This window comes from Dactylosporangium sp. NPDC051541, from assembly GCF_044454505.1.
Taxonomy (GTDB): Bacteria; Actinomycetota; Actinomycetes; order Mycobacteriales; family Micromonosporaceae; genus Dactylosporangium.
Genome location: NZ_JBITDU010000003.1, coordinates 433,014 through 456,258, shown reverse-complemented (window position 1 = coordinate 456,258; position 23,245 = coordinate 433,014). Strand labels below are relative to the sequence as shown.

The 23,245-nt window shown below is 72.2% G+C and carries 16 protein-coding genes and 1 pseudogene; 10 read left to right on the top strand and 7 right to left on the bottom strand.

Going from position 1 to position 23,245, the window contains the following annotated elements:
- Positions 1–178: 178 nt before the first annotated feature.
- Together ACIA8L_RS16215 and ACIA8L_RS16210 are read right to left on the bottom strand one after the other, a co-directional pair.
- Positions 179–2,812: a putative bifunctional diguanylate cyclase/phosphodiesterase gene (locus ACIA8L_RS16215; protein ID WP_395905005.1), complete on the bottom strand. Its 2,634-nt coding sequence runs from the start codon at positions 2,810–2,812 to the stop codon at positions 179–181.
- An 83-nt stretch (positions 2,813–2,895) separates the two neighbouring features.
- On the bottom strand, positions 2,896–3,393 hold the full coding sequence (locus ACIA8L_RS16210) for a TetR/AcrR family transcriptional regulator (protein WP_395905003.1): 498 nt from the start codon (positions 3,391–3,393) through the stop codon (positions 2,896–2,898).
- A 115-nt stretch (positions 3,394–3,508) separates the two neighbouring features.
- Here ACIA8L_RS16210 and ACIA8L_RS16205 point away from each other — a divergent pair, with 115 nt between their 5' ends.
- Entirely contained in the window at positions 3,509–4,837 is a 1,329-nt protein-coding gene (locus ACIA8L_RS16205) for an FAD-dependent oxidoreductase (protein ID WP_395905000.1), read from the top strand.
- Positions 4,838–5,019: 182 nt separating this feature from the next.
- On the opposite strand, the pseudogene ACIA8L_RS16200 reads toward ACIA8L_RS16205, so the two are convergent.
- A pseudogene (locus tag ACIA8L_RS16200) lies at positions 5,020–5,802 on the bottom strand (PP2C family protein-serine/threonine phosphatase); the annotation flags it as partial.
- 63 nt (positions 5,803–5,865) lie between these two features.
- On the opposite strand from ACIA8L_RS16200, the gene ACIA8L_RS16195 reads away from it, so the two are divergent.
- Positions 5,866–8,763, top strand: a complete 2,898-nt coding sequence (locus ACIA8L_RS16195; protein WP_395904998.1) for a LuxR C-terminal-related transcriptional regulator — start codon at positions 5,866–5,868, stop codon at positions 8,761–8,763.
- 7 nt (positions 8,764–8,770) lie between these two features.
- Here ACIA8L_RS16195 and ACIA8L_RS16190 read toward each other — a convergent pair whose 3' ends face one another.
- Positions 8,771–10,147, bottom strand: a complete 1,377-nt coding sequence (locus ACIA8L_RS16190) for a serine/threonine-protein kinase (protein WP_395904996.1) — start codon at positions 10,145–10,147, stop codon at positions 8,771–8,773.
- A 1-nt stretch (position 10,148) separates the two neighbouring features.
- Complete coding sequence (locus ACIA8L_RS16185; protein ID WP_395904994.1) at positions 10,149–11,150, bottom strand: LacI family DNA-binding transcriptional regulator; 1,002 nt, start codon at positions 11,148–11,150, stop codon at positions 10,149–10,151.
- A 197-nt stretch (positions 11,151–11,347) separates the two neighbouring features.
- Here ACIA8L_RS16185 and ACIA8L_RS16180 point away from each other — a divergent pair, with 197 nt between their 5' ends.
- The 5 genes from ACIA8L_RS16180 (at position 11,348) to ACIA8L_RS16160 (ending at position 16,732) form a co-directional block, all read left to right on the top strand.
- Entirely contained in the window at positions 11,348–12,139 is a 792-nt protein-coding gene (locus ACIA8L_RS16180) for a serine/threonine-protein kinase (RefSeq protein ID WP_395904991.1), read from the top strand.
- A 178-nt stretch (positions 12,140–12,317) separates the two neighbouring features.
- Positions 12,318–12,485 carry an LPXTG cell wall anchor domain-containing protein gene (locus ACIA8L_RS16175; RefSeq protein ID WP_223102416.1) on the top strand — a complete coding sequence of 56 codons (168 nt, stop codon included), beginning with the start codon at positions 12,318–12,320 and terminating at the stop codon, positions 12,483–12,485.
- 3 nt (positions 12,486–12,488) lie between these two features.
- Positions 12,489–13,871: a glycosyltransferase gene (locus ACIA8L_RS16170; RefSeq protein ID WP_395904988.1), complete on the top strand. Its 1,383-nt coding sequence runs from the start codon at positions 12,489–12,491 to the stop codon at positions 13,869–13,871.
- A 65-nt stretch (positions 13,872–13,936) separates the two neighbouring features.
- Positions 13,937–15,109, top strand: coding sequence for a non-hydrolyzing UDP-N-acetylglucosamine 2-epimerase (gene wecB / locus ACIA8L_RS16165; protein WP_395904986.1), 1,173 nt, complete (start codon positions 13,937–13,939; stop codon positions 15,107–15,109).
- 18 nt (positions 15,110–15,127) lie between these two features.
- A complete protein-coding gene (locus ACIA8L_RS16160) occupies positions 15,128–16,732 on the top strand; it encodes a DUF2334 domain-containing protein (protein WP_395904984.1) in 1,605 nt (534 codons plus the stop codon).
- A 328-nt stretch (positions 16,733–17,060) separates the two neighbouring features.
- Here the strand turns inward: ACIA8L_RS16160 and ACIA8L_RS16155 are convergent, their stop codons facing one another.
- The gene (locus ACIA8L_RS16155) at positions 17,061–17,423 is read right to left on the bottom strand and encodes a hypothetical protein (protein ID WP_395904982.1); all 363 of its coding nucleotides are present in this window, start codon (positions 17,421–17,423) and stop codon (positions 17,061–17,063) included.
- 88 nt (positions 17,424–17,511) lie between these two features.
- Here ACIA8L_RS16155 and ACIA8L_RS16150 point away from each other — a divergent pair, with 88 nt between their 5' ends.
- The 3 genes from ACIA8L_RS16150 to ACIA8L_RS16140 all read left to right on the top strand — a co-directional run bounded on the left by ACIA8L_RS16150 (position 17,512) and on the right by ACIA8L_RS16140 (position 21,790).
- Positions 17,512–18,807 (top strand): hypothetical protein, encoded by a 1,296-nt coding sequence (locus ACIA8L_RS16150; RefSeq protein ID WP_395904981.1) that lies wholly within the window; start codon positions 17,512–17,514, stop codon positions 18,805–18,807.
- Positions 18,804–19,559: a 3-ketoacyl-ACP reductase gene (locus tag ACIA8L_RS16145; RefSeq protein ID WP_395904979.1), complete on the top strand. Its 756-nt coding sequence runs from the start codon at positions 18,804–18,806 to the stop codon at positions 19,557–19,559. The genes ACIA8L_RS16150 and ACIA8L_RS16145 overlap by 4 nt, the downstream gene beginning before the upstream one ends.
- A gap of 95 nt (positions 19,560–19,654) precedes the next feature.
- A complete protein-coding gene (locus tag ACIA8L_RS16140) occupies positions 19,655–21,790 on the top strand; it encodes a transglycosylase domain-containing protein (protein WP_395904976.1) in 2,136 nt (711 codons plus the stop codon).
- Here the strand turns inward: ACIA8L_RS16140 and ACIA8L_RS16135 are convergent.
- Positions 21,753–23,168, bottom strand: coding sequence for an MFS transporter (locus ACIA8L_RS16135; protein WP_395904974.1), 1,416 nt, complete (start codon positions 23,166–23,168; stop codon positions 21,753–21,755). The genes ACIA8L_RS16140 and ACIA8L_RS16135 overlap by 38 nt on opposite strands.
- Positions 23,169–23,245 lie beyond the last annotated feature (77 nt).

The following is a 23,245-nucleotide window of genomic DNA, read 5'->3' as shown; positions in this document are numbered from 1 at the left end:
GTCACACACTAGGGAAGGCCGGCGTTCGAGAAAAGATGTGAGCAGTGGCAGATAGCAGCCGACGCCGATGAACGGGCGCACTTTGCTGCGGTGCTCGCGGCGACTCGGCGGCGGCGGGCCGACCTCGACGACGCGCTAGGCCAGCGGGGCCGCAGGCGGTGTGTGCAGGCGACAGCGACTACAACATCGGGGTGCGGTGGCGCTCCAGGTAGGCCTCGACGTGCTCGGCGTGGTCCGGTCGGCTGAGGATGTAGCCCTGGCCGAGCGGGCAGCCGGCGGCTCGGACCACGTCCACGTGGGACTCCGTCTCCAGGCCGCACGCGATCACGTCGATGCCGAGGCGGCGGGCGAGGGTCACGACCACGTCGACGATCGGGGTGGCCGGGCCGCGGCGGCCGGCGGGCTCGTTGAACAGCGACTGGTCGATCTTGAGCACGTCGATCGGGAGGCGGCGCAGGTGGGCCAGGGCGGTCGGGCCCGTGCCGAAGTGGTCGAGGGCCGTGCGGACGCCCAGGGCGCGCAGGCCGGCCAGCTGCTCCACGGCCACGGTGTCGTCGGGCAGGGCGGCCTCGGTGACCTCGATGACGAGGGACTCGGCCGGGATGTCGTGGGTGTCGACGGCGGTCGCGACCGTGCGGAGCCAGCCGTCGGCGGCCAGTTGGCGGGCGGAGACGTTGATCGACACCCACAGGTCCCGGCCGTCGCGGCGCCAGCGGGAGAGGTTGCGGCAGGCACTGTGCAGTACCCAGGCGGCGATCTCCTCCGGGAGGGCACCGCCCAGCTCCTCGGCGATCGGGAGGAACTCCGCCGGGGGGACGTTGCCGAGCCGCGGGTGGCGCCAGCGCAGCAGGGCCTCGGCGCCGACCGGCTGGCGGGTGCCGAGGTCGGCGATCGGCTGGAAGACCAGGTCCAGCTCGCCCCGGCCGACGACGCCGGGGAGCTGCTGCTCGATGTCGGTGCGGCGGACCAGGGCCGCCTCGAACGACTTGTCGTAGCACTCGACGCGGCCGCCGTCGCGGGAGCGGGACAGCTGCTGGGCGCGGCGGCGGGCCACGTCGGCGTGGCGGATCGCCTCCTCGGCGCCGGTCGCGCCCCGCAGGTCGGCCACGCCCACGTCCGCGGACAGGTGCACCGTATGGCCGGGCAGGTGGAACGGCTCGGCGATGGCCGTCGCCAGCCGGGTGGCCAGGGCGAAGGCGTGGACCAGCGGCGCGTCGGTGAGGACGGCGAACGCGTTGCCACCCAGGCGGGCCGGGAGGTCGGCGGGCGCGATCGACGTGCGCAGGCGGCGGGCGGCCTCGATGAGCACGGCGCCGGCGACGCTCTGGCCGTGCAGGTCGGCCACCGTTTCGAAGCGGTCGAGCGCCAGGACCAGCAGGGAGCCGCGAGCCGCCTCGCCCGCCGCGGCGACGAACTTGCGGCGGTTGGCCAGGCCGGTCTGGTCGTCGGTCCAGGTGACCTCGTCGAGGGTGCGCTGGAGCTGGGCCCGGTCGCCGACGTCACGGACGTGCACGACGAGGCCGGCCACCTCGGGCTCGGTGCGCTGGTCGCTCACCGTCGACTCGGTCTCCCGCCAGCGGCCGAAACCGTCCCGGAGGCGGGCCTGGACCAGCACGTCCTGGCGACCGGCCCGCACGTCGCGCAAGGCGCCCGCGACGGGGTCGGCGTCGTCCGGGTGCAGCAGGTCGGTGAAGGCGCGGCCGAGGACGTCCTGGTCGGAGAGGCCGAACTGGCGCGCGGCGGCCGGGCTCTGCCACCGGGCGACGAGGTCGTCGTCGAGCACGATCGTCACATCGGAGGAGCCGGACACCAACGTGCGAAAACGAGCTTCCCGACCGGCGAGGGTACGGGCATATCGGCGAATGTCGCGCGACGCCAGCAGTTCCCTGGTGGCCAGGGCGGCGAGCGCGGCCACGCCGAGTGCGACGGAGGTGGGGTCGAAGCGGCCGCCGGTGAGCAGGTGGAAGGCGGACACCGCGACAGCCAGGAACGCGGGCGCCATCAGCAGCGGATAGGCGGCGAGGGTGCCGTCCTCGTCGTACGCCTCGGGGCGGGTCGGCTCGTCACCGGCCCGGCGGGCACCGGCGGTGATGAGGAACGGGCCCGCCACCATGGCCAGGCCGGCCAGGACGAGGCCGGCGGTCACCGCGGCGGGGGCCTGCGGCCAGGCGCGATCGTGGCCGAGCAGCAACAGGGAGTACCCATCGGCGCCAACAATGGAAAGGACCGCGCCGCCGCTGCAGCCCAGCGCCGCGGGACGATGCCGGACGGCGCGCAGGCCGGTGACGACGGCGACCGCGACGGCCACGGCCCCGGTGGCGGCCACGGCCAGGCGCAGGGGGCCGGTGCCCGGGGCCACGACACGGCCGAGCGCCAGGACCCACGCGCAGTAGAACAGGCTCACGCCGATGCCGGCGCCGTCGAGGAGGCGGCGCAGCCGGGCCGCGAGGGTCGGCGCGGTGCCGGGCAGCAGGAGGAGGCCGAGCAGGTACGTCGGGGCCGCGAGCAGCGTCGTCACGGCCGCGACCGGGCCCGGGTCGAGCCCCGGCAGGCCGGTGAGCAGCACCCCGGCCCCGGTGAACAGCGCACCCATACCCAGGAAGCCGGCGCCGCGGCACGGACCGAAGTCCTTGCGCCCGTGGTGGATGCGTAACGCGAGGCGGATCAATGCCCCGGCGTGCAGCAGGGCGGCCGCGCCGGCCGCGACGGCGACCGCGACCAGGCCGAGGACCGGCCCGATGCAGGCGGCGGCGCCGAGGGCCGCGGCCGTGGTGAGCATGGCGAGCCAGAACGTGCGCGGGTTGCTGACCACTGCGATGCCGCTTTCGCGAGGGGAGCGCTTGGGTTGTGCCTTGGGGGTGTGCTCATCTGGTCAACGACGAGAGCCGCCCGGGGTTACTGGCCGGTTGTGACAATCCGCCGGACGGTGTCGAGCCGTTCGCGCCGCACGGTTTCGGCGACGGTACCCCTGGTGGCCTCGTCGAGCAGCAGCCCGTCGATGAGGCCGATGAGCAGCCGCCCCCGCTCCCGGTCGCCGGTGATCCGCTCGGCGCGGTCGACGAACCCGTCCGCGAGCCGGGCGGCGGCGTCCCCGAGTTCGCGGCGGGCCTGCGGGTCGAGCATGAGCATGAACCGCACCCGCGTCCTGGTCGAGCCGGCCCACTGATCGAGGACGTCGGCTACGTCACGCTCGTGCAGGTCGGCGAGGTCGAGTTCGGAGATGCGCTCGAGGACGGCAGTGAGCAAGGCGTTGCGGGTTGGGCAGTGGTAGCTGCACGTTCCTTGCGGCAGCCCGGCCCAGGTGTCGACGGCCCGGTGAGTGAGCCCGCGCACGCCTTCCTGCCCGAGCACCTCGATGGCCGCATCAGCGAGCCGCTGCTTCCTGTCCGTCACGATCAGTCCTCCCCCGCCACTCCTGCGCGCATCGTCCACTTCCCCGCCGGATGCTACAGGTGTAGCGTCGTGTCGAGTTACTACATCTGTAGCGGAACGCTCATGAGCGATCGAGATGGGGGAACCCGCGATGCACGCGATCATCGTCGGCGCCGGGATCGGCGGGCTGGCCACCGCACGTGGATTGCGGCTGCGGGGGTGGGACGTCACCGTGTTCGAGCGGCAGCCGGTGCTCGAGGCGGCGGGCGCGGGTCTGTCGCTGTGGCCGAACGCGCTGCGGGCCCTCGACTGGCTGGGCGTCGGCGACCGGGTCCGGGCCGCGGGTGCGCCGATAACGGGTGGCGGCCTGCGCACGGCTCGAGGCACCTGGCTGTCCCGGGTCGATCCGTCCGCGCACATCACGTCCGGACCCCTGGCGATCCACCGCGCGGATCTGCACGAGATTCTCGCTGAAGACCTTCGCGTGGGTACTGCCACCGCTGTCACGGACGTCCGAGCCCTCGACGCCGACCTGATCGTCGGGGCGGACGGGATCGGCAGTGTGGTCCGCGCCGAGTACGCACCGCAGATCCGCATCCGCGACAGCGGCCAGGTCTCGTGGCGTTCCGTGGTGCACGTTCCCGGCCTGTCGTCCATGAGCGGCGGGGAGTTGATGGGCGGTGGACAGGCGACGGGCGGTGGACAGGCGACGGGCGGCGCGCAGGTGATGGGCGGCGGCGAGTCGGTGGGGCCGGGCGGGCGGCGGTTCGGTTATGCGCCCTTGCGGCACGGAGTCTACTGGTACGCGGCGGTGCCCGGGCCGCTGCGAACGACCTCCGCGCGTGAGCAGTTGGATGAACTGCGACGGATGTTCGCCGGCTGGCATGACCCGATCGCGGCGCTGCTGAAAGCGACCGATCCGGCCAGGTTGTTGCACCATCCGCTGCTCGACCTGCAGCCGGTGGCCCCGATGCGGTTCGGGGATCGGGTCGCGCTCGTCGGCGATGCGGCGCACGCGATGACGCCGAATCTCGGGCAAGGGGCTTGTCAGGCCTTGGAGGACGCGGTCACCTTGGCGGCGTTGGTGGGTCCGGTCGCCGGCCGGTCGCCCGCTTGGACCGGCGGGGCTGGGCCTGGGACTGGCGGGGCTGAGCCTAGGACTGGCGGGGCCAGGGCCGGCGAGCCTGGGGCTGGGGGTCGATCAATCGCGGCGGCGCTGGCCGAGTACGACCGGGTCCGGCGGCCGCGGGTGGCGATGGTGGCGCGGCGTTCCTGGCAGGTGGGGCAGATTGCCGGGTCACGGAACGCATTGGTCGGCGCCCTGTTCAACGTCGCGGCCCGTGTGACGCCGGCACGACTCACCGTGCGCAGTGCGGAACGGATCGCCGCCTGGAACCCGCCGCCCGCGCCGAAACACACGCCACTGCACCGCTCATCGACCGGGCCGAAAAACGAACACCACTGAACGGTCAGCTGATCGTCGCGCCGGCCGGAAAGCGGCATCGGCGGGGACGCGGTGGAGGCGTCGCCGCCCCGGCCGCGAGCGCGAGCGGGCTATGACCCGGCCATCCGCTATGCGGGCAGGCGGGCGTTGCTGATCTCGTCGCGGCCCAGCCAGGAGCGCAGGCGGTGGCGCAGGCCCTTGCGTTCGGGGACGTCGTCGCCGACGATGTCGGCCACCACGGCGGTGATGTTGTCCGGGCCGCCGGCTCGCAGGGCCATGTCGACCAGGCGCTCCACGCACTCGTCGACGTCGGCGTATTCGCGCATGGCCTCTTCGATCGTCTCCGCGCGGAGCACGCCGGACAGGCCGTCGCTGCACAGCAGGTAGCGGTCGCCGGCGCGGGCCGCGGTCACCGAGTAGACCGGGTCGGTCGGCTGGCCCTGCAGGACCCGGCTGACCAGGGAGCGCTGCGGGTGCGTGGTCGCCTCGTCGAGGGTGATGCGGCCCTCGTCGACCAGGAGCTGCACGTAGGTGTCGTCCTTGGTGATCTGGGCGAACTCCTCGCCGCGCAGCAGGTAGGCCCGGGAATCTCCAATGTGGACCAGGCCGATCCGGTCGCCGGAGAAGAGGATGGCGGTGAGGGTGGTGCCCATGCCGAGCTTCGACGGGTCCTCCTCGACCTCGTCGCGGATGCGGCGGTTGGCGTCGGAGACGGCGGTGCGCAGCGCGGTGAGCAGGTCGTTGCCGGCGAACTCCCCGTCCAGCGGGCCCATCGCCTCGATCGCCAGGCGGCTGGCCACGTCACCGGCGGCCATGCCGCCCATGCCGTCGGCGACGGCCAGCAGGCGGTCGCCGGCGAAGACGGAGTCCTGGTTCTGGGTGCGCACCAGGCCCACGTCGGTGCGCGCCGCCCAATGCAGTGCGAGCGGCTGATGTCCCCCGTCGATCACGCCCTCGGCCACGCCTTCTGCCACGCCCTCTGCCATGCCTGCCAGCGTGCCGCATCGATACGGCGGGCGTCTCTACGCACTTGTGCGTATCGTGACCGCATGCCGGCCGCCCCCTTCATCGGACGAGCTCCGCAGCTCGCCGAGATCGAGGCTGTGTGGGCGGCCCGCCGGCCCGGGGTCGTGCTGATCACCGGTGAGGGCGGGGGCGGGAAGAGCCGCCTGGTGGCCGAGGTCTTCCAGCGTCTCGACCGGTCCGGCACGACGGTGCTGCGGGGCTCCTCCCGGGCCCAGGGCGCCGCCCCGCACGACTGGCTGGCCTCGGTCCTCAACGGCCGGCCGGCCGCGTCCCTCGCCGTCGACGAGGCGCTGCTCAACCGGCTGGGCCAGCGCTCACTCGACGCCGCCGAGCCGCGCCTGGCCCCGGCCACGACACTGCGGGCGGCGGTGGACGTGGTGCGGGCATTACTCCACGTGACCCCTCCGGACGTGCCCGGCGCGGACGGTGGCGGGGCGCTCGGGATCATCCTCGTCGAGGACCTGCACGATCTCGACCCCGCGAGTCTGGCCCTGGTGGCCGAGCTCGCGGCGGCCGCGGAGTCCCTGCCGGCATTGCTCATCGTGACCAGCCGGCCACCGCAGGAGGCGGCGTTCGCCCCGGCGGCGGCGCGCACGTTACGCCGGCTCGGCGGCTCACCGTCCGTGTTGCGGGTGCATGTCGCACCGTTCAACGCGCGCGAGACCGCCGAGCTGATCGAGGCCACCTACGGCAGCGCACCCGCACCCGAGGCCGTCCGCGGCGCGCTGCGGCGCACCGGCGGGAATCCGTTCTGGCTGGCCGAGCTCCTCGCCGCGTACGACACCGCCGACGCCCTGCCCGCCGCTCCCCTGCCCGCGCACGTCGTGGGGCTGCTGGTCGAGCCGCTGTCCGGCGAGCCGGACCTGGTCGGGCGGGTGGCCCGGGCCGCGGCCCTGCTGGGCGACCCGGTGGAGAGCGACCTGCTGTTCCACGTGTGCGGCGGTGACGTCGAGCCCGCGCTGCGCCGGCTGCTCGACCTGGGGCTGCTGCTCATCGCGCCGGACCGGGCCCCGGCCGGCACGCTGCGGTTCCGCCACCCCCTGCTGCGCGAGGCCCTCGCGGCCGGGATCATGCCACGGGAACGCCAGCGCGTGCACACCCTGGCCCGCCGTCTGGCCGTCGAGCTGGGCGATGACGCGGCCCTCGCCCGGCACGCGGCCGCTTTGGGGGGTACGGCCGAAGCCCGCGCCGCCGCCGCCCGCGGAGCCGCCGCCAGTCTGGCCACCGGGTTGCCGGATGCGGCGGTGGAACTCGTCGCATTGGGACTGAGCCTGCGCGATGCGCATATGGACAGTCACGGAACGAACAGTCAGGCGACACCGGCCTCGTCGGCGACGACGTTGTCGGCCGGCGACGGCATTGACGGCCATAAAACGAACAACGCGGTCACCGAGAACGGCCGTGGCGCGCGCGTGGCGCTCGCCGCCGTCGGCGCCGCGGCCGCCTTCGTCAGTGCGCGCTTCGAGGTCGCGGCCGACCATGCGGCGGACTGGCTGCATGAGGTACAAGACACCGAAGATCGGGACGGAACCGCCGATGCGCACCGGCAGCTCGCGGCCGTCCGCTGGTGCCTCGGCGACCCGGCCGGGCAGCGGCGCTCGCTGGACCGGGCCGCGGCCGTCGGCGGGTCGGCCGCGTCCCTCGCGCGGCAGCGGGCGGCCGAGGCCGAAAGCGCCCTGCGCATGGAGGACGCCGCGACCGCGTTACCGCTCGCCGAGACCGCGCTGACCGCCGCCGAGCGGGCCGGCACGGGCATCGCCTCCGCATCCGTGACGCTCGGGACCGCCCTGGCCCTCACCGGCGACTACGAGCGGGGCGTGGCCCTGCTGCGGGCCGCCCGCCAGCTGGCCGCGCGGGAGCACGACCCGGTGACCATCGGCCGCGCGGTCCACAACCTGGTCGCGGTGAGCCTGCCGCGGCTGGGTGAGGTGATGGGCTGGCGGCTGTTCGACGAGGCGATGGCGACGATCGGGCGCTACGGCCTCGAGTTCTGCGCCGGACGGACCACCACCCTCGGCGTCGCGCACGCCGTGCGGACCGGAGACCTGGCCCGGGCCGAGTCGCTGGTCTGGTCGCGGCTGCCGATCGAGGGCGACCCGGTGGAACGGGTCCGGTTCACCGCCCGGGCCGGGCTGCTCGCCCTCGAACGCGGCGACGATCCCCTGGCCGTGCGGATGCTGGCCCGGGCCGACGCCGAGGGGCGCGACTCCGGGCTCGTCCGCGTGCTGCGGGTCGCGGTCGCGGCCAGGGGTGTGCACCCGGTGGACCCGGCCGAGGCGTTGCGCGACTGCGTCGGGCGGTGCGGGCCGGCGCGGCTGGCCGAGGCGGCGCGGTGGGCCCTGCACGGCGGGGTGCCGGCGACCGTGGTGGAGGAGCAGGTGCCCGATCGGCCGGTACGCCTCCAGCTGCTCCTGGCCGTGGCCGCGGGCCGGGACGCCGATGCGGTGGCGCTCCTGCCGGCGGCGTTCGCGGACGGCGACCGCGACCCGGCCGAGCCCGAGGCCGGGGCGGAGGTGTCCGTGGCGCCGGGCGGGCGGGCGGATGCCGGTGGGCGGGCCGAGGACGCGGCCGTGCACACGGCGGTCGCGCACGCGCTGGTGCGGCTGGGCCGGGCGGCGGAGGCCCGGCGGCACGCCGAGCGGGCGGTGGCGCTGCTCGCGCACTGGCCCGGGTGGCGGCTCGCAGAGGCGGAAACGCTGCTGCACAGCCTGCGGGCGGGCGGGGATCTGACCGTGCGGGAGCTCGAGGTGCTCGGGTGCCTGGCCGCCGGGATGACGAACCAGCAGGTGGCCAAGTCGCTCGGAATCTCCATCCGGACCGTCGCCGTCCACGTCTCCAACCTGCTCCGCAAGACCGGCGCGGCCTCCCGCACCGAGGCGGCGCTGTGGGCCGTGCGCCACCGCCTCGCCCCCGAGCGCTGAGCCCCGTCTACGCGGCGGCCGAGCTGGACAGGGCCTTGCCGAACTGGGTCACCGCGGCGTCCAGTTCGGCGTAGGCGGCGTCGCTGATCGACTTGTCGGGCGGGCGGTTGCGTTCGATCAGCTGCTCGCGGAGCTTTTCGACCCGGTTGGCGGCGTCGCTCGGGTTGGACTGCAGGTTGTTGATCTGGTTGCGGATGTCCTGGGCGACGTCGGGGCGGATCTCGTTGGTCTGGGAGCGGCGGTCGACGATGTCCAAGACGGCCTTCGCGGCGGCCTGGCGGGTCAGTGGGCTCGGGGGTGGTGCGATCGACGCCGGTGGGGGCGCGGCCGACGTCGGGCGGGCGGACCTGTTCGACTGGGCCTGCGGTGAGGTCGTGGACTGGGCGTTGGGCGGGGCGGGGACGGTCGAGACCAGGATGCTCACCCGTGGCTCCGGGGCGGCGGCGTCGCCCTGGCCCGTGGGGGCGTCGGGGAGCAGGTAGAGCACAGCCAGTACCCCCGCGAGAACAACGGCGATCGGGACGGCGATCAGCGTCAGGCGTCTGGTCAGGCGGTTGCCCGGACCGGGGTTCTGGCCGAGGATCTCGGCCACCTCCGTGGCCGTCGGGCGGCGGGCCGGGTCGGTCGAGAGGCAGCGCAGGCACACCGCGGCGGCGGCGGGCGGGAGGCCCTGGACGTTCAGGGCCGGGCGGCGGTCGGCGGCCAGGGCCCGCTCCAGCTCCTCCCAGGTCGTGGCCGGATACGGCGGTGCGCCGGTGAGCATCTCGTAGAACAGCACGCCGAGGGAGTAGACGTCGGTCGCGCCGCTGGCGGGGGCGCCGGTGAGGCGTTCGGGGGCGACGTACGGCGGGGTGCCGAACGTCATCGCCTCCTCGCGCTGGCCGATGTCGGCGGCGATGCCGAAGTCGAGCAGGCGGATGCCGTCGGTGGTGAGCATGACGTTCTCGGGGGTCACGTCGCGGTGCACGACGCCGCGGCGGTGGGCGGCCTCCAGGACGTCGGCGACCGTGGCCGCGACCCGGACCGCCTCCTCCCACTGCAGGGGGCCCTCGTCGAGGCGGGCGGCCAGGGAGGCGCCGTCGAGCAGCTGCATGACCACATAGGCGGCGATGCGCCCGCGCGGGGTGACGGTCTCGCCGTAGTCGTAGACGCCGATCGCGTTCGGGTGCTCGATGCGGGCGGCCGCGCGGGCCTCGCGGCGGATGCGGTCGCGCTGGCCGCCGTCGGACGCGATGGGGCCGTCGAGGACCTTGACGGCGACCGTGCGCTCCAGGGTGGAGTCCCAGGCGCGCCACACGACCGACATACCGCCCGCACCGACGGGCTGCAAAAGAATGTAGCGGCGGGCGAGGATGTCGCCCTCCCGCAGCTGAGCACGGCGCATCCTACGTGGAGGCCCGCACAACGAGCTCGGTCGGCAGGATCGGGTTGTCGTCGGCCGGGTCGAGCAGGCGCGCCGCGGTCACCGCACCCAGCTCCTCCACCGGCTGGCGGACCGTGGTCAGGGCGGGGGTGGTCATGGCGGCGAACGGGACGTCGTCGAAGCCGACCACGGCGACGTCCTCGGGGACCCGGCGGCCGGATTTGCGCAGTGCCTGCAGCGCGCCGGCGGCCATGGCGTCGGAGGCGACGAAGAGGCCGTCGAGGCGGGGGGTGCGGTCCAGCAGCCAGGCGGCGGCGTGGCCACCGGACGGGGTGGTGAAGTCACCGTATGCGATCAAGGGCTGGCGCCCGGCGGCGAGCATGGCGCGACGGTACCCCTCCAGGCGATCGGCCGCCGCCGGCGAGTCCGGCGGGCCGGCGATCGTCGCGATGATCCGGCGGCCGCGCAGGAGCAGATGCTCGACGGCCTGGCGGGCGCCGTCGCGGTTGTCGACATCGACGAACGGCATGGCCAGCTCCGGGCGCCCGGCCGAGCGCAGCGGCACCCGGGACGCGGCCAGGGACACGGCCAGGGGGTGCCGGGCGGGCGCGCCGACCAGCATGATCCCGCCCACGGCCCCGGCGGTCAGGAACTGGGTGGAGCCGGCCACCGTGCCGCGGGTCGCCGACATCGTCAGCAGCGGCACCCCGCGCATGGCCAGCTCCTCCTCGGCCCCGGCGAGCAGCCGGGCGACGAAGCCGTCGCGGAACAGCCGTGCGGCCGGCTCGAACACCACGGCCGCCATCGGCAGGCCCGCGGCCTGGTGGTCGGTGCGGCGCGGGGCCCGGTGGCGGACGTACCCCAGCCGCGCGATGGCGTCGTGCACGGACACCCGCGCGGACGTGCTGACCCGCACCCGGCCGGTGAGGACCCGGGACACGGTGGCGGCCGAGACCCCCGCGGCGGCGGCGACCTCGGTGACGGTCGGTTGGACGGCCTCTTCGTGATCTTCGTGCTCAGGCATCAGGTACTCCGTGGGAGCGATTCCTGCGGTCAGCGTCAGTCAGAGTTACGGCGATGTCAACTATCGGTTTCGATCACACTTACCCGCGCAGCAATTCACCCTAATCTGTCTTGTGTCGAAGTTCGCTGGGGCTATCGCTGGGCGGACCGGATAGGGAATAGTCGTCGATTGTGTCCGGGATCGAGGTTGGCCGCAGGGTGCTCGAGCGCTACCTGCTGGTCCGCCCGATCGCCCGGGGCGGGATGTCGCTGGTCTACGAGGCCGTCGATCTCGAACGGATCCGTCCGGCCGCGGTGAAAGTTTTGGCGCCGGCGTTCGCGAGCAACACCCGGGCCTGTTACGCGGCGCGACGCGAGCCTCACCTCATGCAGCGGATGCGCCACCCGACCGTGCCGAAAGTATTCGCCTTCGGCGAGGTCGAGGCCGAGGGCGTGTCGGTGCCGGCGGTCGCGATGGAGCTCCTCAACGGGGTGCCCCTGGCGACCCGGCTCGGTGAGGGGCCGGTGCCCTGGCAGGAGGCGGTGGAGATCGCGGCCTCGGTGGCCGAGCTGCTCGCCGTCGCGCACCGGCGCGGGATCGCGCACCGCGACCTGACCGCCGACAACGTCATGCTGACCACCGCCGGGGTGAAGATCATCGACTTCGGGCTGGCGGTACCGTTCGCGCATCCGTCGGCGTCGCGGGTCGAGCACGCGCCGGCGTGGGACGTCTACGCGCTGGGCGTGCTGCTGTACCACATGCTCACCGGCCGATCGCCGCACGCGCCCGGGGCCCGACTGCTGGCCGCCGCGCCGACACCGGTCGTGCTCACGCCCGGGCTGCCCCGCTCGGTGGCCGAGCTGTGCCGGCAGTGCATGGCCAAGCGCCCCGGCGAGCGGCCCGACAGCGCCGCCGTCGCGCTCTCCCTCTGGGCCGAGTTCGCACCCGGCTGGCGGCAGCCCCGGGACTTCACCGAGAGCTACGGCACACCGTCTCGACACGCTGTGTAATCGCCGGGTTTTCCCAGCGTAAGCGCAGTGTCAGGTGCTCGGTCGAACTTGATCCTCGCCACCCCATTACCCGTTGTAATCGGCGCTGGTCCGGGCCAAGCTTCTCGGACAAGGTGCACGACGGTTGCCGGCAGGGAGCCGCCGCGCACCACCACCGGATAGCCGAGGGGAAGCTGTCATGTCAGGTTCGAAGGTCACCGGCGTAGTCGTGACGGGCGGAGCCACCGCCGGTTCGCTGCCCGTCACCGGAAGCCCGGTCTTCGCCATCGTCGTCGCCGGGATCGCGCTCGTGGTCACCGGCTTCCTGATGGTTCGGGCGTCCCGCTTCAACCGCAGCGCCGCTTAAGCGATGACGGCGATCCTCCTGGTCGGCTTCGCGCTGCTGACGCTGTGGCCGGCATACAACCTCGCGCTGGTGGCGTTCTCCGCCGGCGACGCGGCCACCGCCGGACGCCGCCGCCGGCGCGACGCCATCGCGCCGAACGGCAACGAACCGCAGACCTTCTGGATCGTCGTGCCCGCCCTCAACGAGGAGCGGGTGGTCGGCCGGACCGTCGGCGCCGCCCTGGCGCTGAGCGGCCCGGACGGCACGCGCACCAGGGTCCTGGTGGTCGATGACGGATCGGACGACGGCACCCCGGACGTACTGGCCGCCATCGACCACCCGGGCCTGACCGTCCTGCGCCGGGACTTCCCCAACGCCCGCAAGGGCAAGGGCGAGGCGCTCAACGCGGCGTTCCGGGCCATCCGGGACCTGTCCCTGGCCAACGGCGAGAACCCGGACCGGGTCGCGGTCGGCGTCATCGACGGCGACGGGCGCGGCAGCGACAACCTGCTCGCCGAGATCTCCAAGCTCATGCGCGACCCCGAGGTCGGCGCGGTCCAGGTGCGCGTGCGCATCCACAACCGCAACCGGGTCCTCGGCGCCGTGCAGGACCTCGAGTTCGCGGCCATCGCCAACGCCAGCCAGCTGCTGCGCGACGCGGCGGGGACGGTCGGACTGGGCGGCAACGGGCAGTTCGCCCGGCTGTCGTCGCTGATGCGGCTGGGCGACGACCCGTGGTCGCACTGCCTGGTCGAGGACCTCGAGCTCGGCCTGCGGATGCACCTCAACGGCGAGCGCATCCGGTACACCTCGATCGCCCACGTCAAGCAGCAGGGCCTGGTGGACGTCAAGCGGCTGCTCCGCCAGCGCACCCGGTGGGCCCAGGGCAACCTGCAGTGCGTCGCGTATGTCCCGCGCCTGATCGCGTCGCGGAAGATCCGCAACCACGCGCTGCTGGAGATGCTCTACTACCTGCTCGCGCCGTGGATGAACGCGTTCGGCACGGCCGCGGTGTTCGGGCTGTGGGGCTACGCGGCCTGGCAGCTCCTGCCCGGCCACGGCGACACCTTCCTGATCCACTCGTGGGGCCAGCTGGCCGAGGTCCTGCTCTTCTTCGCCGTCGGGATGACGGTCCCGGGCCTGGTCTGGGCCGGCGTGCACCGCTACCAGCTGCGCGACGAGAAGCTGTCGGTGCTCTTCGGGGCAGCTCTGGCCTACCCGTTCTTCCTGATGCTCGGCCTGGTCTCGACCTGGCGGGCGATCGGCCGGCAGGTGGCGCGGCGCAACGCCTGGGCCAAGACCGAGCGGCTGGCCGAAGAGCCGATGGTGGGCGAACTGCTCGTGACCGGGCCGATCGTGCCCCTGCCGGTCACGGCGGTGCCTGTCGAAGAGCCCGTCGCCGCGTAGCTGTCCGAAATTTCTGGATTTTTCCGCACGGATGCGGTCACTTCTCCTCCCAAGGTGACGCACACATGCTTCCTGAAGTCTTCCTCATCGCCGGCACCCGCCCCGAGGCCATCAAGCTCGCCCCCGTCGCCGCCGCCATGCGCGCCGCCGGCCGTCTCACCCCGGTCATGGTCGCCAGCGGCCAGCACCCGGCGATGGTCACCCAGGCCCTGGACGCGTTCGGCACCGAGGCCGACGTAACCCTGCCCCTGCAGCGCGTGACCGGCAGCCAGCCGGAGCTGCTGACCGAGATGATCAAGCAGCTGGACGCGCTGCTGGAGCTCCGCCAGCCGGCCGCCGTGATCGTCCAGGGTGACACCACGACGACCCTGGCGGGTGCGATGGCCGCGTTCTGGCGCCGAATCCCGGTCGTGCACCTGGAAGCCGGCCTGCGCTCCGGCGACCTGGACTCGCCGTTCCCGGAGGAGGCCAACCGCAAGCTGGTCGGCCAGATCGCCGCGCTGCACCTCGCACCGACCGCCCTGGCCGCCACGAACCTGCTCGACGAGAGCATCGCCCCGGCCAACGTCCTCATCACCGGCAACACGGTCGTCGACGCGGCCCTGGAGATCGCGGCCAAGCAGCTGCCCTTCGACGACGCCCGGGTCGCCGCCGCCGTCGACGCGGCCGAGCACGGCGCGGCCCGCCTGGTGCTGGTCACCGCCCACCGGCGCGAGTCGTGGGGCGAGCCCCTGGACCGCATCCTGCGGGCGGTGCGGCGGCTCGTGGAGGCGTACCCCGACATCCGGGTCGTGCTCCCGGCCCACGCCAACCCGGCCGTGCGCGCCCAGGTCGAGGCCGGCCTGACCGGCGTGCCGCGGGTGACGATCACCGACCCGCTGCCCTACCCGGCCCTCGCGCGGGTCCTGTCGCGGGCCTACCTGGCCCTGACGGACTCCGGTGGCATCCAGGAAGAAGCCCCTTCATTCAAAGTGCCGGCATTGGTACTGCGAGAGCTCACCGAGCGCGTGGAGTCCCTGCAGGCCGGCTGCGCCAAGCTCGTCGGCACTGACGAGGACCTGATCGTCGCCGAGGCCGCCCGGCTGCTCGACGACCCGGTGCTGCGCCAGTCGATGACCGCCAACGGCAACCCGTACGGCGACGGTCTCGCCTCGCAGCGCACCGAGCAGGCCGTCGCCGCCATGCTCGGCCTGACCTCCGCCCCCTCCCCGATGCCTTCGTCCGCCTCGCTCGTCTGAGATTGGATGTCTTGCTCCATGCGTAAGTTGTCAGCTCTGCTCGGCCTCGTGCTGGTCGCGGTGCTCGGCCTGGCCGTTCCGGCCTCGCCCGCGCTCGCCGCGACCGCCAAGACGGTGTCCGGGGCCGGTGCCGCCGGCGCTCCCGCGTCGACGAAGACGCTCGTCCTCTACGACTACACCGGCGAGTACGCCTGGCTCGGCGAGGACTACGGGATGATGGCCACGAACCTCGTCTCGCACTTCGGCGCCTGGACCGCCCACCCGGTCGGCTCCTACACCAAGGGCGAGCTGGACAAGTACAGCGCGGTGGTCTACGTCGGCTCCACCTACGACGAGCCGATCCCGACCGCGTTCCTGGACGACGTGCTGGCGACCACCAAGCCGGTGGTGTGGCTCTACGACAACATCTGGCAGCTGACCGCGCGCTCCGCCGATTTCGCGACGAAGTACGGGTACACCTGGAAAGGCTTTGATGTCTCGACCGTCGCGGAGGTCGACTACAAGGGCACCGCGCTCACCCGGGACACGCGTAACCTCGCCGGGATCATGGACTACGCCGTCTACGACAGCGCGAAGGCGGTCAGCGTGGCCGACGCCGTGCGCGCCGACGGCACCAAGTTCCCGTGGGGCATCAAGTCCGGCAACCTGACGTACATCGGCGAGATCCCGTTCTCCTACATCACGTCCAACGACCGGTACCTGGCGTTCTCGGACCTGCTCTACGACGTGCTCGCCCCGCAGACCGCCGCGCGGCACCGGGCTCTGGTCCGCATCGAGGACGTCGGGCCGGACGCCGACCCGGCCGAGCTGCGCGCCGTCGCCGACTACCTGTCGAGCAAGAAGGTCCCGTTCACCGTCGCCGTCTACAGCCGCTACCGCGACCCGAAGGGCGTGAACAACAATGGCAAGGCCGAGGACTACACGCTGCGCCAGCGGCCACTGGTGGTCAGCGCCCTGAAGTACATGCAGAGCAAGGGCGGCACCCTGCTCATGCACGGCTACACGCACCAGCTCGACGCGCTGAACAACCCCTACGACGGCGTCAGCGCCAACGACTTCGAGTTCTTCCTGGCCCACGTCGACGCCAACGACGCGGTCATCTACGACGGCCCGGTCAAGAACGACTCGGCCCTGAACGTGACCGCCCGCGTCACCGCCTCCCGCGCCGACTGGATGCTGGCCGGCCTCTCCCAGCCGACCATCTTCGAGCCCCCGCACTACGCGGCGTCGGCGCTGGACTACAAGACCATCAACACGCTGTTCGGCACCCGCTACGACCGCGGCCTGTACTTCCCCGGCGTCCTGTCCGGCACCACGGTCGACAACAAGGTCGCCCACATGGTCGGGCAGTTCTTCCCCTACACGGTGCGCGACGTCTACGGCTCGACGATCATCCCGGAGAACATCGGCAACATCGAGCCGGAGCCGTTCAACCAGCACCCGGCCGTGCTGCCGGCCGACCTGATCGCCAACGCCAAGGCGAACCTGGCGGTGCGGGACGGGGTGGCGAGCTTCTTCTACCACCCGTACCTCGGCACCTCGTACCTGCAGCAGACGGTTTCGGGGATTCAGGGCCTCGGCTACACCTTCGTCTCGGCTTCGTCGATGACTACGGTCGCCTGACCTGGCTTTTCTCAGGGTTTTCTCAGGGCCGGGCCTCCTTCGGGGGGCCCGGCCTTTGTCCATTGTGGATTCTGCCGCGAAGTTATCCACAGGCGAGAAGTTTGTCTTCCGGGCGGGTTCTTCGGCGGTCAGGCTTGACGGCATGAGGAATGGAGCGCCGGGCGGTGCCGGCTCAGGCCGTGTCGACGTCGTGGACGGCTGCACCCGGACGCACGGAACCGCACCGTGCCGGAGTTGCGCCAGGCCGCGAAGGGCCGATGCCGAGCCGTCCGGGCGGGGGCGGGCCGGCCTTCCCACAGGCCGGCCCGGCTCCTCGCCTTGTACGGCTCTACTGTTCGAGGAGCAGCTGGGGCATGAGGCGCTCCACGGCGTTGAGGTCATACACGCGGCGGACCTCGACGACCAGGCCGGCGGCGTTGACGGTCAGGAACTCGGCCAGGCGGAACGTCTCGCCGGCCAGGGTGCAGTCGTAGACGATGGCGACCCGGCGGTCCAGGACGGTCTGCGAGAAGACCGCGATCGACTCCAGGGCCGCGGCGTAGTCGGTCAGCAGCTCGATGAAGTCGCCGTCCGGGTCCAGGTTCGTCTCGATCACCGGGGCGGCGGCCAGCAGCTTGAAGAGGTCGGTCGTGCGGCCTGTGGTCCAGGCCCGGACCCAGCGGGCCGCCACGTCCTCCACCGCGATGTCCATCGCGCATATCCTCGCATGCTGCCGGTCAGGCCCGGGAAACCGGGGCGGGGGTTCCAGGAAAGGGCTTTCCTGGGTAGCATGCGGAACCATGTTGCGGATCGACTACGGACTCGGTGCCAAGGACCTCCTGGGCGACGTCGAGCGGATGTTCGAGCTCTCCGCCGGGAAGATCCTGGCGCTCGACCCCTACGGCACGGACGGCTCGCCGGTGTTCACGGTCGACGGGCGCTACACGGCGCGCGGGTGGACCGAGTGGACGCAGGGGTTCCAGGTCGGTTCGGCCCTGTTGCAGTTCGACGCGACCGGGGACGAGCGGTTCCGGGACCTGGGCCTGGAGCAGACCCGCAAGGTCATGGCCGCGCACGTCAGCCACATCGGGGTGCACGACCACGGGTTCAACAACGTCAGCACCTACGGTGCGATCCTGCGGCTGGTCAAGGAGGGCCGGCTCGACGAGCGCGAGCGGGACGCGGCCGAGCTGGCGCTGAAGGTCTCGGGCGCCGTGCAGGCGGCCCGGTGGCAGCCGATCGAGGACGGCACCGGCTACATCTACAGCTTCAACGGCCCCCAGTCGCTCTTCGTCGACACGATCCGGTCGTGCCGGTCCCTGGCCGTCGCCCACCGGCTCGGGCACGTGCTCATGGGTGAGCACGACGAGCGGATCGACCTGCGCGAGCGGATGCGCCAGCACGCGTACAACACCGCGAAGTACAACGTCTTCTACGGCGCCGGGCGCGACTTTTACGACGTGCGCGGCCGCACCGTCCACGAGGCGCTGTTCAACGTCAACGACGGGCGGTTCCGGGCGCCGAGCACGCAGCAGGGGTATTCGCCCTTCTCTACCTGGACCCGCGGCCTCGCCTGGGCCATGCTCGGCTTCGCGGAGCTGCTCGAGCTCGAGGACGACGACATCTTCCGGGAGGCCGCCCGGGCCACCTGCGACTTCTACATCGACTCGGCCCCGGCCGACGGTGTGCCCTACTGGGACACCGGCGCCCCCGGCCTGGTCCACCTCGACCTCGACGCGCCCGCCGACCCCTACAACGCCCACGAGCCCGTCGACTCGAGCGCGGCCGCGATCGGTGCGCAGGGCCTGCTCCGGCTGGGCCGCAAGCTCGGCGACGAGCGATACACCCAGGCCGGGCTGACGGTCGCGCGGGCGCTGCTGCGCGAGCCGTATCTCGCGACCGACCCGCAGCACCAGGGACTGCTCCTGCACTCCGTCTACCACCGGCCCAACGGCTGGGACCAGATCCACGACGGCCAGCAGGTCCCCAACGGCGAGTCGAGCATGTGGGGCGACTACCACCTCCGGGAGCTCGGGCTGTATCTGCTGCGCCTGGACAGCGGGCCCTACTACACGTTCTTCGGCGGTGTGGCATGAGCGCGGCCCTGGTGACCGGGGCGTCGCGCGGGATCGGGCGGGGCATCGCGCTCGCCCTGGCCGGGGCCGGCTGGGACGTCGTGGTCAACTACGCGAGCAACCTGGCGGCCGCCCAGGAGGTGGCGGCCGCCGTCGAACAGGCCGGGGCCAAGGCGGCGGTGGTGCAGGCCGACATCGGCGACTCCGCGAGCCGGACCCGCCTGGTGGAAGAGGCCTACCAGGCGTTCGGGGACATCGAGCTCCTCGTCAACAACGCCGGCGTCGCGCCGTCGGTGCGGGCGGACATCCTGGAAGCCGGCGAGGAGTCCTTCGACCGGCTCGTCGCGATCAACCTCAAGGGCCCTTACTTCCTGACCCAGCAGGTCGCCAACCGCATGATCAGCGCCGGCACCCAGGGCCGGATCGTCACGATCTCGTCGATGAGCGCCTACACCGCCAGCACCAACCGCGGCGACTACTGCATCACCAAGTCCGGCCTGGCGATGCTGACCAAGTTGTACGCGGCCCGCCTGGCCGAGCACGGGATCAACGTGTACGAGGTCCGGCCCGGCATCATCGCGACCGACATGACCGGCGGGGTCAAGGAGAAGTACGACCGGCTGATCCTCGACGAGGGCATCACGCCGATCCGCCGCTGGGGCACGCCCGAGGACGTCGGCAAGGCGGTCGTCGCGATCGCCGACGACCTGCTCCCCTTCTCCACCGGCCAGGTCATCGACGTCGACGGGGGGTTTCACCTCAAAGTTCTGTAAGAGCCGATTTCGTTGTCATGTGACCCGGTGTCATTATTCACGTGTCGTATCGGGCCCGGCCGGGTAGGGCTTGAAGAGTGCGTCTGCGTCCCAATGTGGCCCTGAGGGCTGTCGCCTCGTTGTTGCTCTGCGGTCTCTTCGCCGGGGTGGTGGTGGCCGCGGCCGCGTTCCCGGGCCTGGCCTTCTCCGGGCTGGCCGCGAAGTCCGGGGCCGACACGTTCGAGGATCTGCCCACGGACCTCGACGTGCTGCCCTCGCCGCAGATCTCCTACATCTACGCCAGTGACGGCAAGACCCTGCTGGCGATGATGTACGACGAGAACCGCCGGGACGTGCCGATCGCCGACGTCGCCCCCGTGATGGCCCAGGCGATGGTCGCGGCCGAGGACAACCGGTTCTACGAGCACCGCGGTGTCGACCTCAAAGGCGTCGCCCGGGCGTTCGTCAACAACCAGGAGGGCGGCGACCAGCAGGGCGCCTCGACGCTGACGATGCAGTACGTGCGCCAGGTGATCGCCTACTCGGCCAAGACGCCGCAGGAGGTCGTCGACGCCACCGCGAAGACGCCGACCCGCAAGCTCAAAGAGATGAAGCTCGCGATGGCCCTCGAGAAGAAGCTTTCCAAACAGGAGATTCTGCAGGGGTACCTCAACATCTCGACCTTCGGCCACGGCGCCTACGGCATCTACGCGGCGGCGCACGTCTACTTCGGCAAGGACCCGAAAGATCTCACGCTCGGCGAGTCCGCGCTCCTCGCGGGCCTGGTGAAGGCCCCGTCGACCAACGACCCGGCGACGCCGGACGGGCTGCCGAAGGCGATCGCGCGCCAGGCGTACGTGCTGGACCAGATGGTCACGATGCAGTACATCACCCCGCAGCAGCGCGACGAGGCCAAGGCGCAGAAGCTCACGATCGTGGGCCAGCGCACCCCGGAGGGCTGCGAGCAGGTGCAGCGGGCCGATCTCGGCGCCGGTTTCCTCTGCGACTACCTGCGCCGCTGGTGGGACGAGCAGCCGTCGTTCGGCGCGGACGCGTACGACCGGGAGAACAAACTGCGCTCCGGCGGCTACACGATCATCAGCTCGCTCAACGTGCAGACCCAGGCGGCCGCGTTCAAGTACGCCAAGAACCAGCCCGAGGTCGGCTCCGCGAACGTGGGCATGGGCAACTCCGAGGCGGTGATGGTCGCCGCGGTCGAGCCCGGCACCGGCCGCGTCCAGGCCCTCGCCACCAACCGCAACTTCAGTAACGACCAGTCGCAGAACGGCGCCAGCACCAACCCCGACCGCAAGGGCCAGAAGGGCAACTACCCGAACACCACGGTGCCCTTCATCACCGGCGGCCCCGGGGTCCCCGGCTACCAGGCCGGCTCCTCGTTCAAGATCTTCACCGCAGTCGCCGCGCTGGAGTCCGGCCTGCCCCTCGCGCACCAGGAGGACGTGCAGGCCCAGTTCGTCTCCGACTACCCGATCGACCCCAACAGCCCCGCCGCCTGCAACGGCCCGCACTACTGCCCGAAGAACTCCGAGGGCGACGCGGTGGGCCAGTTCAACATGTGGCAGGGCTTCGGCATGTCGCTCAATACCTACTTCGTGCCCCTGGAGCAGCGGGTCGGCGCCGACCACGTCGTCGACGTGGCCAAGCGGCTGGGCATCCAGTTCCGCGCCTCGACCGACGCCGACTTCGCCAAGAACGCCAAACAGTGGGGCGCGTTCACGCTCGGCGTCTCCGACACGACCCCGCTGGACCTGGCCGGCGCCTACGCGACCCTGGCCGCCGACGGCAAGTACTGCGCCCCGACCCCCATCACCGAGATCCGCGACCTCACCGGCAACAAGATCGACACCGGGCAGCCGCAGTGCAAGCAGGTCGTCGATCCGGACATCGCCCGGGCCGCCGTCGACATGGCCCGGTGCCCGGTCGGCGACCAGTCCGCCTTCAACGCCTGCCCGCCCAGTGGTACCGCAACCGGCGTCCGCGGCACCGTCGGGCGCCCCGTCGCCGGGAAGACCGGCACGACGGACAGCGGCAAGAGCGCAACGTTCGTGGCGATGACGAAGCAGCTCGCGATCGCCGGCATCCTGACCGACCCGGACAATCCGCAGATCAACAAGACGATGTCGCACCCGGTCATCAACAACGCGGTCGCCTACACGATGAAGGCGGCGCTGCAGGGCCTCCCGGTCGTGCAGTTCACCCCGCCGAGCCACCAGCGGGCGTTCGGGAACTGACCTCGGCCGTGGCCCGCTGCCGCAGCAGCGCGTGCACCTCGTCGATGTCGGCCGGCGAGGTGCGCGCGGCCAGCCAGTACATGATCCCGGTGGGGATGAAGAAGACCTGGAACGCCGCCAGGCCGATCGCCAGGTTCGCCGGCGGCGGGAAACTCCTGGCCAGGGCCGCGAACACGACCCCGACGAGACCGTTGCCGGCGGCGCGGCCGACCCCGTTGACGAGGTTGCCGAGCGAGTACACGGTGCCCCGGTGCTCGGGCGGGTTCACGTCGGCGATCAGCGCGAACCAGTTGGGCGCGTTGGCCGAGGTGAGCGCGAGCGCGACCACGGCCAGCAGGAACGCCGCGAGCAGCGACGGCGACGTGAACAGGCTGCCGAGCACGATCTCGATCGCCGGCTTGTTCTCCGGCGCCGGCAGACCCACCGGGGCGAAGAACAACAGGACGTACAACGGGATCCCGGCCAGAATCCCGACGGCCGCCACCTTGGCCCGCCCGCCCTTGTCACGGCGCTGGTAGCGGTCGCCGATCAGCCCGCCGACGATCGAGAGCACACCCCCGAGCTGGAACAAGGTCGCGAGGAGCCCGCCGACGGCGATGGCAGTCCGCTCGTCGTACCCCTGCGCCTCGGCCCGGGCCTGGAAGAGCCGCGGCAGCCAGACGAGCGATCCGAACGCGGCCTGCGCGGTCAGTCCTTGCAGCACCAGCCAGACGTTCGTCCGCCGGGCCGCGATCCGGGGCAGGTCGTCGGTGGTGATCCGGTGCTCGTACTCCTCCCCCGCCGCGAACACCGCGGCGAGGTCCGGTTCACTCTGCCCGCGGCGGATGTCGGCGGTGGTGAAGTACGCGGCCGAGGCCACCACCCCCAGCGCGGCCAGCACGTAGAACGGCGCCTTCCAGTCCGCGCCCCCGAGCTGGCTGGCGATGAGCACCCCGGCGAGCGTGCCGACCCCTTGCGACAGCCCCCAGAGACTCATGACCAAACCCCGCCGCTTGGGCGAGATGAGGTCACTGACGACGGAGAACCCGACCGACCCGACGGCCCCGAGCCCGACCGCCGCCAGCAACTGCGTCGCGAAAAACGCCCAGTAGCCGCCGGCGAGCGCGCTCCCTCCGGTCCCGGCCGCCCAGATCAGCGTCCCGATCATGAGCACGGGCTTCCGGTCGGTCCGATCCCCCGCATACGCCCACAGCACCGCGGCCACCGCCGTCACCAGATAACTGATGGCGGTGACGACGCCGAGCGCACCCTCCCCGACGCCGAGGGCCCGGCTGATGGGCGAGTACAACGGGGGGACGAGCCCGATGGCGACGTTGTCGAGCGAGGCCAGAATGATGAAGACGACCACGCTGTAGACCCGATGCACGGTCACACCCAATCATCGCCCCCGCAGGTCCGCCACCTCGGCCTGCGACTCGCCAGCTGCGGACCGATAAGTCGGGCGCTCCGCGCCGC